The sequence below is a fragment of the Streptomyces sp. Ag82_O1-12 genome (assembly GCF_900182715.1).
Classification (GTDB): Bacteria; Actinomycetota; Actinomycetes; order Streptomycetales; family Streptomycetaceae; genus Streptomyces; species Streptomyces massasporeus.
In genome coordinates, this window is sequence record NZ_FXUW01000001.1 from 7,980,452 (window position 1) to 7,992,256 (window position 11,805).

An 11,805-nucleotide genomic window follows, 5' to 3' on the forward strand; every position below is an offset into this window, starting at 1 on the left:
CCGCTCACGCCATCTGACGCCGCACCAGCTCGTGCAGCCGGCCTCCGGTGTCGGCGAGCAGCTGGGCCGGCGGTCCCTGCTGGATGACCTTGCCCTCCTCCATCACCACGACCCGGTCGGCGTCCAGCACGGTCGACAGCCGGTGCGCGATGACGATCCGGGTGGCGTTGAGGGCCTTGGTGCTCTCGATGACCGTGCGCTGCGTCTCGTTGTCGAGCGCGCTGGTCGCCTCGTCGAAGAAGAGGATGCGCGGCCGCCGGATGAGCGCCTGGGCGATCATCAGCCGCTGGCGCTGGCCGCCGGAGACGGCTCCGCTGCCCGCGACGATGGTGTGCAGCCCCATCGGCATCCGCTTGATGTCCTCGGCGAGACCGGCCATCTCGGCCGCCGCCATCGCCTCCTCCGGCGTGTACGGCTCGGTGCCGCAGATGACGTCCAGGATCGAACCGGTGAACGGCTGCGCGTTCTGGAGCACCACACCGCACTGGCGGCGCACCGCCGACTGGTCGAGGGCCGCCAGGTCCTGCCCGTCGTAGAGCACGCTGCCCGACACGGGCCGGTCGAAGCCGATCAGCAGCCGCAGCAGCGTCGACTTTCCGCAGCCGCTCGGCCCGACGACCGCGACGAACTCGCCCGGCCGCACATCGAACGACACGTCGTCCAGGACCAGCGGACCGTCGTCCGAGTAGCGGAAGGACACCCGCCGCGCTTCGATCGCCCCGGTCAGCGGACCCGGCCGGGTGCTCGCCGTGCGCACCTCCGGCGTCGCGTCGAGCACCGGCTTGATCTCCTCGAACAGCGGCAGGGCGGCCACCGCCGAGACGAAGGAGCCCGTCAGCTGCGTGACGGAGGTCAGCACCATCGTCACCGAGGTGTTGAAGGTGAGGAACGCCGCCGCCGACATCGACCCCCGGGCCGGGCCGGCCAGCAGCATGAACATCAGCAGCGTGCACAGCGGCAGGTACACCGCGCCCAGCACCGTCGTGAGGTTCTTGATGCGCCCGACCTTTTGCTGGAGCTCCCGGCTGCGCGCGAACTCCGACGCCCACGCGGCGTACGCGTAGTTCTCGGCGGCGGCCACCCGCAGCTTGGGCAGACCCCGCAGCGTCTGGAACGCCTGGTTGTTCAGCTTGTTGGAGAGCACCACGAGACGCCGCTGCCAGCGCACCTGCCACAAACCGAGCCCCAGGAACACGGCGGCGATGACGACGAGCATGCCGATCGCGGCCATCGCCATCGGCACGCTGTACCAGAGCAGCAGCCCCAGGTTCATCGCGCCGACCGTCACCGACTGGGCGACCGTCGGCCCGACCCCCGCCAGCAGCCGGCGGATCGAGCTGATGCCCATGGCCGCACTGGCCAGTTCGCCCGTGGAGCGCTCGGTGAAGAACTTCGTCGGCAGTCTCAGCAGCCGGTCCCACACCGCCGGCTGGAGCGTCGCCTCGATCCGGCCCTCCAGCCGCAGGATCGTGAGGTTCTGCAACAGCATGAAGGCCGCCGCCACCACACTGCTCAGCATCACCGCGAGGCACACCTGCACGATCAGCCCGGTCTGCGCCTTCGGCACGAACTCGCCCAGCACCTTGCCGGTCGCGATGGGCACGAGCGCGCCGATCGCCACCGTCACCAGACCGCTGAGCAGCAGACCCGTCAGGTCGCCGCGCATGCCCTGCACGCAGAACCGCAGCAGCCTCAGCGGACTGAGCCCCCGCTCCGGCAGCGGACGGTAGAACATCACCGCGCGCGGCTCGAACTCCTCGGCGTTGGCCTTCTCGATCGGCGTCTCACGGCCGGTCGACGGATGCACCGCGACATAGCCGCCGCGCCGCCACAGCAGCGCCACCGGCGCACCCGACAGGGCCCGCTGACCGACCAGCGGCCCCACGTTGTCCCGCCACCAGCGGCCGTCGAGCCGTACGGCCCGGGTGCGCACCCGGGAGGCCAGGGCGACCTGCTCGACCGGGTCGAGACGGTCGCCGCCGGTGCCCTTCTGGGTCGGCTCGGTGATACGGATCCCGGCCGCCTGCCCGACCAGCTTGCAGGCCGCGTACGTGGCGTCCGCGTCGGCCGCGGTCGTGCGCTTCGAGGAGCGCTTGCCGATGGAGGCGAGCAGCGTCTGGTCGGCCTGGGCGCGCACCGCCTCACCGGCCTTGATGCCCTCGGCGGTGCGCGTCTCGTGGGTGCGCTCCAGCTGCTCGATCCAGCGGTCCAGCGTGGTCAGCAGCCGGTACTGCTGGTCGACCATGGACTGCCACAGCGCGGGGTCCATCAGCAGGTCGGCCGCGGCCTCCGCGCCGTACAGCGAGCCGTACTGCACGCTGCCCGGCGGCACCTGCATCCAGAACACGTCGTCGTCCGTGGGCGCCGCGGCCCGCTCGGTGGCCATCGGCGCCTGGAAGAGGATCGACAGGCTGCGGCCGACCCCGAGGGCCAGCGCGTACTCCAGCGGACTCGTCGTCGGCGGCACGTACTGCGGGTTGCCGTACTCGTCGTACGACCAGGTCGCCGTGTTGGCGGGCTGGTACAGCTCGCGCAGGCCGATGCGGTGCACCACGCAGTCCCGCAGCGGCCGGGCCACCAGGGTGTGCTGCGGGCCCGGCACCGGGCCGAGCACCAGCGAGCCCGCCTCCAGCCGGCCCAGATGGTGCCAGTGGCCCTGCTGCCCGGCGTCGACCGCGAACAGATCCACGGCGCCGGAGGCGACCAGCCACAGCACCTGCGGGCCCTCGAGGTCGAGGCGGTTGAACCCGGCGCAGTCGATGCGCGAACCCATCTGCCCGAAGGCGCCCAGCACCAGGTCGCCGTCGTGCCCTTCGTGAACGGCCGTCATCTCACCGCTCCCTGACCAGTGCCGCGTACGCGCCGCCGCGGGCCACCAGGTCCTCGTGCCGTCCCCGCTCCACGATCGTGCCGTGCTGCAGGACGACGATCTCGTCGCTGTCGCGCACCGTGCTCAGCCGGTGTGCGATCACCACACAGGCGCAGCCGCGCCGGCGCAGGTTGTCCATCACGACCTGCTCGGTCTCCGCGTCCAGCGCGCTCGTCACCTCGTCGAGCACCAGGATGCTCGGCCGGCGCACCAGCGCCCGGGCGATCTCCAGGCGCTGGCGCTGCCCGCCGGAGAAGTTGCGGCCGTCCTGCTCCACCTTGCTGTGGATGCCGCCCGGGCGGCGCGTGATCACGTCGTACAGGGCGGCGTCGCGCAGCGCGTCCTCCACCGCCTCGTCGGGGATCGACGGGTCCCACAGCGCCACGTTGTCGCGGACGGTGCCCTCGAAGAGGAACACGTCCTGGTCGACGAAGGAGACCGAGGCGGCCAGCGCCCCCCGCGGGATGTCGTCGATGCGCTGCCCGTCGATGCGGATCACGCCCTCCCACGGCGCGTACAGCCCGGAGATCATCCGGGACACCGTGGACTTGCCGCTGCCCGAGCCGCCGACCAGCGCGACCTGCTGCCCCGGTCCGACCGTCAGGTCGAAGCCGGTGAGCAGGGGCTTGTCGAGCGGGCTGTAGCCGAACGTGATGTTCTCCAGTTCGACATGGCCCTGGAGGCGGCGGGTGGACTCGCCGGAGCCGGGGCGGCCGTAGAGCGGGTCGGCCTTGAAGTTCTCCACGTCCTTCAGCCGGGCCACGTCCGCCGCGAAGTCCTGGATGCGGCCGGCGACGCCGTTCAGCCGGGTCAGCGGGGCCGTGAACCGGGTGACCAGGGCCTGGAAGGCGACCAGCAGACCGACCGAGATGTGCCCCTCGACCGCCCGCATGCCGCCGATCCACAGGATCAGCGCGCTGTTGAGGGTGGCGAGCGTCGGCGCGACCACCCCCAGCCAGGCACTCGGCACGCCGAGCCGCTGCTGCTCCTCCAGGGTCGTGGCATGCTGCCCGGCCCACTTGCGGAAGTAGCCGTCCTCGCCGCCGGTCGCCTTCATCGTCTCGATGAGCTGGAGGCCGGTGTAGGCGGTGTTGGTCAGGCGTGCCGTGTCCGCGCGCAGCTTCGCCGTGCGGGTCGCCCGCAGCCGGATGACGACCCGCATGGCGACGATGTTCAGCAGGGCCACGCCGATGCCGACGAACGTCAGCTGCGGGTCGTAGGTGTAGAGCAGCACCGCGTACAGGACGACCACGATCGCGTCCACGCCCGCCGCGGCGAGGTCGCGGGACAGGGTCTCGGACACCGCGTCGTTGGACTGCAGGCGCTGCACCAGGTCGGCCGGGCTGCGCTGGGAGAAGAACGTCACCGGCAGCCGCAGCAGATGCCGCAGGAAGCGGGCGCTGGAGAGCGTGGAGGAGATGATGCGGCCGCGCAGCAGGTTGGCCTGCTGGAGCCAGGTCAGGACCACGGTGAGCAGCACGCACGCCGCCATCGACGTGAACAGCACGCCGAGCAGCGAGGTCTGGTTGCCGATCAGGAACTCGTCGATGTAGGTGCGGCTCAGCGCGGGAACCGCGGCGCCGACCGCCACCAGCAGCAGGCTCGCCAGAACGGCGGCGGGCATCGTGCCCGCCGTGCCGCGCAGCCGGGCGGGCATCGCGCCCAGGACACCGGGCTTGCGGCCGCCCCGGGCGAAGTCCTCGCCGGGTTCCATCACGAGGACGACACCGGTGAAGCTGCCGTCGAAGTCCTCCATGGGGACGAACCGGCGGCCCTTGCCGGGGTCGTTGATGTAGACGCCGCGGCGGCCGAAACGCCGGCCCATGCCGTCGTAGACGACGTAGTGGTTGAACTCCCAGAACAGGATGGCCGGTGACTTCACCTCGGTGAGGGCGGCCAGGTCCATCTGCATGCCCTTGGCCGTCAGACCGTAGGAGCGGGCCGCCTTCAGGAGGTTGCTGGCGCGCGAGCCGTCGCGGGAGACCCCGCAGGCGATGCGCAGTTCCTCCAGCGGGACGTGCTTGCCGTAGTGGCCGAGCACCATGGCCAGGGATGCGGCGCCGCACTCGACGGCTTCCATCTGGAGCACGGTGGGTGTGCGGACGGTCTTGGCCCGGGCCTTGGGCACCTTGCGCTTCGGCGGGGCGGCGCGGCGCCTGCTCCGGGGCTCCTGTGCGGTCGCGCTCATGGCAGCAGCCAGTCGACGGGGTGCTGGTCGGCCAGCCGGATCGAACCGGAGGCCAGCGTCATGGAGGTCAGCTTGAACGGGGGCCCGTCCGCGGACGACCACCGGTAGCCGCTCTTCGTGGCGGAGGACGTGTCCAGCCGGACCGTCACGGCCACCGGCCTGCCCTTCTTCGTGAACTGCTCGCCCAGCTGGCTGTCCCCGAGGAACGCGGCGATCTGCTGCGGGGACTGGGCCGAGCGGTCCACCGACTTCACATGGCCGCGCAGGACGCCGTACTCCTGCGTCGGCACCGACTGCACGGTCAGGTCCACGGCGGCGTCGTCGGGGATCGAGGCGGCGTTCTCGGCGGGGACGTACACGGTCGCGTAGAGCGGGTCCTTCGTGCGGGCGACCTTCTCGACGGCGGCGACGTTCGCGCCGGTCTGGATGATCTGCCCGACGGTCGCGGCGAGCGCGGAGACGCGGCCCGCGTCGAGGGTGCGGACGACCGCGTCGCCCTTGGCCGTGCGGACCTTGAGGACGGGGGAGCCCGCGGGCACCTGCTGGCCCTGCTTGGCCAGCACCGCCGTGACCTGGCCCGCGACGGGGCTCTGCAGGAGGTAGCTGCCCTGCCCGTGCGTGATGATGGCGGGTGCGCTGACGGTGGAGGTCACCGAGCCGGTCACCGCCCACACCGAGGCGGCGGCCATCGCGACCACCGTCACCGAGAGCACGAGCCAGCCCTGCGGCCGGGCGAAGCGCACCGGGAGGTCGAGTTCCTCCGGTGACTGGAGCTTGGCGAGGGCCTGTTGGCGGAACTGCAAGGAACTTCCCTCACCCGTAGAAGAGGTACTCACGGCCGTGGCGAAGGTGTCGGCGACCGTGCAAGAGGTGCATGCGGAACCCGAAGAACCCGGAACCGCCGGCTGCGGTTCCGGGTCTCAACGGCACAAGGGCTCGATCAGAGACCGGCGACCAGGTTGGTGACCGGGGCCGTGTTCAGGCCGGTGGCGCCCTCGACGGTGCCGACGACCGTGTTCACCAGGCCGGAGACCGGAGCGATGCTGTCGACCGTGTCGGTGACGGTGTTCACGGCGTTCACGGCGAGGCCACCGGAGACGGCGTCGAGCTCGGCGTCGGCGATCTCGACGGTCTCAACCTGGGGGGTGGAGTTCATGATGGAACTTCCCTTCATATGGATATCTCACAAGGGGGGAGCGGCCCCCTCTGGGGACAGATGACGGCCGCGACCGCGAGCACCGGGCATCCGTTTCCGAATGCCCTGAGCGGCCCCCGCGGTGCGATGGATCAAAGCACGCTGCGGGTCCGCGCTTCCAATCAACCGCCCTCTCACCAGGGAACTTGCGCCCCAGTGGCACCGATCCGTGCAGGTCTGCGCACCGCTTGGCGGCGAGTTCTTCACATGTCGCACGGCTTCGGCGCATCCGGGCCCTTGCTCGGCGGGGCGGCGAATCCGGCACTCCCGCCCCAAAGGCGTGACCGACGCGGCCAGGGTGTGGATAACCCTCCTTTCGGTGACCGGGTTGAGCATTCGATGTGCAGATTCGCTGAAGCCGGGATTCCACTCCGTGATTGCGACAGACCGTTCCCGACCGGATACGGAGCGTTGCGTTCCGCCAGGCCGGAGCGGCGCCCGTTGCTGAAACGCCGTCATCCGGCCATGGCTCTCCGTCGTCCGCCCGGGTCGGGCCTGCCGGAGCGGGCCATGTGAACAGGGCGGTCGGGACCGAGCGGTCGCCGTGCGGTCGGCGGGAGTTGGCTGATTCCGCGATGCGAACGGATCACTTGCAATCGGAATTGAACGCCCCGTGCGGCCCGTGCGTACCAACAGCCATCCAGGCGCCCCCCAAGCTGCCGAACGGCGGCACCTACTCCGTTCCCCAGGAGGAGAGAAGTTTGAGTCACAAGCGAATTCCGAAGCGCAAGGCCGCGATAGCGGCGGGCAGCGTGGTGGCGCTCGGCGCGGCCGCGATCCTGCTCCCCAACGCCAATGCCTCGCAGGACGGTTCGTCCGGCGACGCGGCGGCCGCGCCGAAGACCCTGAAGGCGGGCGACGCCTCGGATCTCGCCTCGCAGCTCTCCGGGCTCCTCGGTGAGGCGTTCGGCGGCTCCTACTACGACGGCGACAGCCAGCAACTCGTCGTCAACGTCGTACCGGGCGACGACAACAACGTGATCGTGCGGGCGAAGGCGGCCGGCGCGAAGGTCCGCGAGGTGGAGAACAGTTGGTCGGAGCTTCAGGACGGGGCGTCGACGCTCAAGTCCGAGGCGACCATCGCGGGCACCTCGTGGTCGATCGACCCGCGCACCAACAAGCTCCTGGTGACCGCGGACAGCACCGTGACCGGTGCCAAGTGGGACAGACTGGAGAGCACCGTGAAGGAGCTCGGCTCCGACATGGCCACCGTCAAGAAGTCCTCCGGCACCTTCAAGCCGTTCGTCTCCGGAGGCGACGCCATCTTCGCCGGCGGCTCACGCTGCTCCCTCGGGTTCAACGTCACCGCGGGCGACGGCTCCCCGGCCTTCCTGACCGCCGGTCACTGCACCCTCGGCGGCAACGAGTGGTCCGACAGCCAGGGCGGCCAGCCGATCGCCACGGTCGACCAGGCGACCTTCCCCGGCAACGGCGACTTCGCACTCGTGAAGTACGACGACCCGGCGACCGAGGCGCCCAGCGAGGTCAACACCGGCAACCAGACCGTCCCGATCACCGAGGCCGCCGAGGCGACCGTCGGCCAGCAGGTCTTCCGGATGGGCAGCACCACCGGGCTCAACGACGGCCAGGTCCTCGGCCTCGACGCCACGGTGAACTACCCCGAGGGCACGGTCACCGGCCTCATCCAGACCGACGTCTGCGCCGAACCCGGCGACAGCGGCGGATCGCTGTTCACCCAGGACGGTCTCGCCATCGGCCTGACCTCCGGCGGCAGCGGCGACTGCACGGCCGGCGGTGAGACGTTCTTCCAGCCGGTGACCACCGCCCTGGAGGCGGTCGGCGCGACCCTCGGCGCGGGCGGTGCCGCGGGCGGCGGTGCCGGTGCCGGTGACGAGGCCGGTGCGGGCGCGGGCGAGGAAGCCGGTGCGGGCGACGAGGCCGGTGCCGGTGCGGGCGAGGAGGCCGGGGCCGGCGACGAGGCCGGTGCCGGCCAGGGAGCCGGGGCCGGTGAAGAAGCCGGCGCGGGTGCCGATGAGCAGGCCGGTGGTGACGAAGCGGGTGCCGGAGCCGGTGCGGGTGCCGGCGCCGGTCAGGACGCGGGTCAGGGCGTCGAGGACAACTCCGGTCTGACCGAGTCCCGCTGACCCCTCCTCAAGCCGTCGGTAGCCGGTCCGACGCCGCCGGCCCGGTCCCGCCCCCTTCCTGGCGGGACCGGGCCGGCCATCGGCGTGTCCGCGGCGCTGTGCCCGGGGCGGGCTATCCGAGCGCCCTGATCAGCAACAGGGCGATGTCGTCGAGCCGTTCCTCCCCGTCCGTGTGGTGCCGCCCCTGGTGGACGAGGCTGTCGGCCAGTTCGTCCAGCGGCAGGTCCCCGGCGTCGGCCAGGCGCCGGCCCAGATCCGCGAGGGCCTCCTCGAAGTCCGTGCCGGGCGACTCGACCAGCCCGTCGGTGTAGAGGACGAGCAGCGAACCAGGAGGCAGGGCGACCTCCGTCGTCGGATACACCGCCGAGGCGTCGATGCCCAGCAGCGGACCGCCCGCCAGGTCGAGGACGCGCACCTTGCCGTCCGGCCGTCTCAGCAGCGGCGGGGGGTGCCCGGCCCGGGACATCACGGCCCGCCCGTGCTCCGGGTCGAGCCGCAGGTACAGGCAGCTGGCGAAGAGATCGGCCCCCAGGTCGAGCAGCAGCCGGTTGGTGCTGCGCATGACTTCCTCGGGCGCCTGCCCCACGGTCGTGTACGCGCGTACCGCGGTGCGGACCTGCCCCATCAGCCCGGCCGCCGTCACATTGTGGCCCTGGACGTCCCCGATCACCGCCGCCGCGGTCCCCTGGGCGCCGACCAGGTCGTAGAAGTCGCCGCCGATGTCCATGCCCTGAGTGGCCGGCACATAGCGGCCGACCGCCTCGATGCCGGGCAGCGACGGCAGGGAGTGCGGCAGCAGCGCCTCCTGGAGGCCGTGCGCGAGCCGGTGCTTGGCGTCGTAGAGCAGGGCCCGCTCCAGCGCCTGGGCGATCAGGCTGGCCATGCTGGTCATCACCGCCCGCTCCTCCGTCGGGAAGGGGTGGGGCTCGGCGTAGGAGAGCACACAGGTCCCCACCGGACGGCCCTGGGCGATCAACGGCAGGAAGGCCCAGGCCGCGAACCCGTCGGGGGTCGCGAGCCGCGCCGGGTACAGGCGCTCCAGCTGCTCCTGCGACTCGAAGAACGCGGGCACGCCCGTGCGGAGCACCTGGGTGCCGGGTGTCGGCTCGGTCAGGGGCATACCGTCGAACCGTTCCACCACGTGCGGGTCCCGGTACCCGCGATGTCCCAGCACCTGGAGCCGGTTCGCCCGCGAGCCCAGCACGACGAGGGCCTGGCTGCCCACCGCCGGGGCGATCTCGTCCGCGACCAGCTGCACCACGTCCTGCACCCCCACGGCCTCGGTCAGCGCTCCGGCCAGGTCCAGCACCTGCGAGATGGTGACCAGGCGGGACGGCGTCCCGTCGGGCGGCGGTGCCGTGCGATTCATCCGGGACACGGCCCGGGATCTGGTGATGCGGACACTGAGGCCCGTCGTGCTCGGGTACAGCCGGAACGACAGCCATTCACCGGGCGGGCGCAGCGCCACGAAGGAGGTGACGTGCTGGCTCAGCAGCGCGGCCCGGTAACGGTCTTCGTACACCGGGTCGTTGAGCCAGGGCACCGACGCCCACAGCTGGGTGCCGAGCAGCCGGCTGACGGGGACGTTCAGCAGCTCACCCGCCGCAGCGTTGACGAAGCCGACGCGTCCGTGCAGGTCCAGTGAGACCAGTCCGTACGGCAGCCGGCTCACCATCCGGGCCGCCTCGACCGTGCCCAGCGTGCCGGCCATCCCGCCGACCAGGGGGGAGGCGAGCAGATCCGTCTCGGGGTGCGGCGGGATGCTGTGCTCGGCGGCCCGCTCCAGCCGGACCGCCAGCCGGCCGCAGGCCGCGGTCAGGTGCTCGCGTTCGTGGTCGGACATCTGCGCCGGATGCGCTCCCGGCCAGGTCACGAAGACCGCGCCGTACACGGTGGACTCGGTGGCGACCGGCACCGCGGCCAGGGCGAACGGGTAGGGCAGCACCACGGCGATCCGCGGATAGTGGCGGGCCATCTCCTCCTCGCCGCCGATCCACACCAGCCGCCGCTCGCGCGCCGCGTCGGCGACCGGGATCGGGGCGCTCAGGCCCACCCGCTCCCAGGGCGCCGCGAACGCCCGGGGCAGACCGGCCATCACGGCCATCTCCAGCACCGGCTGGTCCGGTGCCATCAGGTACACCGCGCCGGAGTGGGCGTGCACCTCGTCCATCATCGAGGCCAGCGCCAGGGAGAGCAGGGGACGGCCGACCGGCGTCCTGGCGGCGGCCGGCGCCTGCGCGGACGACTGTCCGTCGGACACGCCGACCACCTCCTCGCACGGCCGCGCGACCGGGTCCAGGAACAAATCTCCCCCCTGACGGCCGGTCCCGCACGACGAGCGGTTTCGCCACGGACCCGGTTACCGTCGGTTACACGCGCTTCGGCCCCGGCGGGAGCGCCTGCTTACCCCGACTGCCCCGACCCATGCGCCGGTAGTCGAAGCGTGGCCGGGCGTACGGGCGCTGGGCGTGCGCCCCCGCGCACCCTGATGGCCGGTTCTCCGCGCCCACGCTGGGTCACGGTCACGAACAATGGGGCACGCGCTCAACAGACGAGGGGGCGTAGGTCGAGCGGGGGGTGGCAGTGATTCGGGTGCTTCTGGTGCACGACGAGTGTCTGGTGCGGTCGGTGCTGGCGGAGTGGCTGCGGCGGGAGACCGACCTGGCGGTGCACGACACGTCGTGGCGCGGCGCGCCGGGTGCGGTGCGGTCGGTTCGGCCGGACGTGTGCGCGGCGGACCTGGAGTGCGCGGACTCCTACGGCATCCCACCGCTGGGCGAACTGTGCCGGCCGGGCCCGGATCGCGTGCGCCCCCGATTACTCGTGCTCGCCAGCGCGAACCGGCCGGGCCTGCTGAAGCGGGCGGCCGAGGCGGGGGTGCTCGGCTACGTGGACAAGGAGGGATCCCCGCAGAATCTGCTGCGCGGGATCCGTCGCGTTGCCGAGGGGGAACGTTTCGTCAACGACTCGCTGGGCTTCGGGTTCCTCCAGGCGGCGGAGATGCCGCTGACCCGCAGAGAACTGAGCGTGTTATCCCTCGCGGCCGAGGGAGCCTCCATCGCGGAGATCGCCGGGAGCCTGCACCTGTCCCACGGGACGGTGCGCAACTACATGGCGGCCATCACCCGCAAGACCGGGGCCCGCAACCGCATCGACGCGATACGCATCTCCCAGGGCCAGGGCTGGCTCTGACCCGCGCCGGGCCGGTGCGGGAGTCCAGCTCCCCACGAGGTCCCGGTACAGCGCGGAGGACCGCATCAGCTCCTCATGACCGCCGTACGCCGTGCTCCGGCCGTCCATCACCAGGACCCGGCCGGCGCGGCGGGCCGAGCTGATGCGGTGAGCCACGACCACCAGGGTCCCGCCCGGCCGCGCGGCGAACGCCCGCTCCGCCCGCTCCTCCGTCCCTGGGTCCAGATGGCAGGTCGCCTCGTCCAGCAGGGCGAGC

Annotated in this window: 7 protein-coding genes; 2 read left to right on the forward strand and 5 right to left on the reverse strand. The window is 71.9% G+C overall.

Going from position 1 to position 11,805, the window contains the following annotated elements:
- Nucleotides 1-4: 4 nt before the first annotated feature.
- The 4 genes from QOL88_RS36355 to QOL88_RS36370 all read right to left on the reverse strand — a co-directional run bounded on the left by QOL88_RS36355 (nucleotide 5) and on the right by QOL88_RS36370 (nucleotide 6,213).
- Complete coding sequence (locus QOL88_RS36355; RefSeq protein WP_097222460.1) at nucleotides 5-2,830, reverse strand: NHLP bacteriocin export ABC transporter permease/ATPase subunit; 2,826 nt, start codon at nucleotides 2,828-2,830, stop codon at nucleotides 5-7.
- A 1-nt stretch (nucleotide 2,831) separates the two neighbouring features.
- Nucleotides 2,832-5,057 carry an NHLP family bacteriocin export ABC transporter peptidase/permease/ATPase subunit gene (locus tag QOL88_RS36360; protein ID WP_097222461.1) on the reverse strand — a complete coding sequence of 742 codons (2,226 nt, stop codon included), beginning with the start codon at nucleotides 5,055-5,057 and terminating at the stop codon, nucleotides 2,832-2,834.
- The gene (locus QOL88_RS36365) at nucleotides 5,054-5,860 is read right to left on the reverse strand and encodes a biotin/lipoyl-containing protein (RefSeq protein ID WP_097222462.1); all 807 of its coding nucleotides are present in this window, start codon (nucleotides 5,858-5,860) and stop codon (nucleotides 5,054-5,056) included. Before QOL88_RS36365 ends, QOL88_RS36360 begins: the two co-directional genes overlap by 4 nt.
- A gap of 137 nt (nucleotides 5,861-5,997) precedes the next feature.
- Nucleotides 5,998-6,213, reverse strand: coding sequence for a type A2 lantipeptide (locus tag QOL88_RS36370; RefSeq protein ID WP_097222463.1), 216 nt, complete (start codon nucleotides 6,211-6,213; stop codon nucleotides 5,998-6,000).
- A gap of 740 nt (nucleotides 6,214-6,953) precedes the next feature.
- Here QOL88_RS36370 and QOL88_RS36375 point away from each other — a divergent pair.
- Nucleotides 6,954-8,357, forward strand: a complete 1,404-nt coding sequence (locus tag QOL88_RS36375; protein WP_097222464.1) for a S1 family peptidase — start codon at nucleotides 6,954-6,956, stop codon at nucleotides 8,355-8,357.
- Between the two features lie 112 nt (nucleotides 8,358-8,469).
- Here QOL88_RS36375 and QOL88_RS36380 read toward each other — a convergent pair whose 3' ends face one another.
- Nucleotides 8,470-10,626, reverse strand: coding sequence for a SpoIIE family protein phosphatase (locus QOL88_RS36380; protein WP_097223346.1), 2,157 nt, complete (start codon nucleotides 10,624-10,626; stop codon nucleotides 8,470-8,472).
- A 314-nt stretch (nucleotides 10,627-10,940) separates the two neighbouring features.
- Here QOL88_RS36380 and QOL88_RS36385 point away from each other — a divergent pair, with 314 nt between their 5' ends.
- On the forward strand, nucleotides 10,941-11,549 hold the full coding sequence (locus QOL88_RS36385) for a response regulator transcription factor (protein ID WP_097222465.1): 609 nt from the start codon (nucleotides 10,941-10,943) through the stop codon (nucleotides 11,547-11,549).
- Nucleotides 11,550-11,805 lie beyond the last annotated feature (256 nt).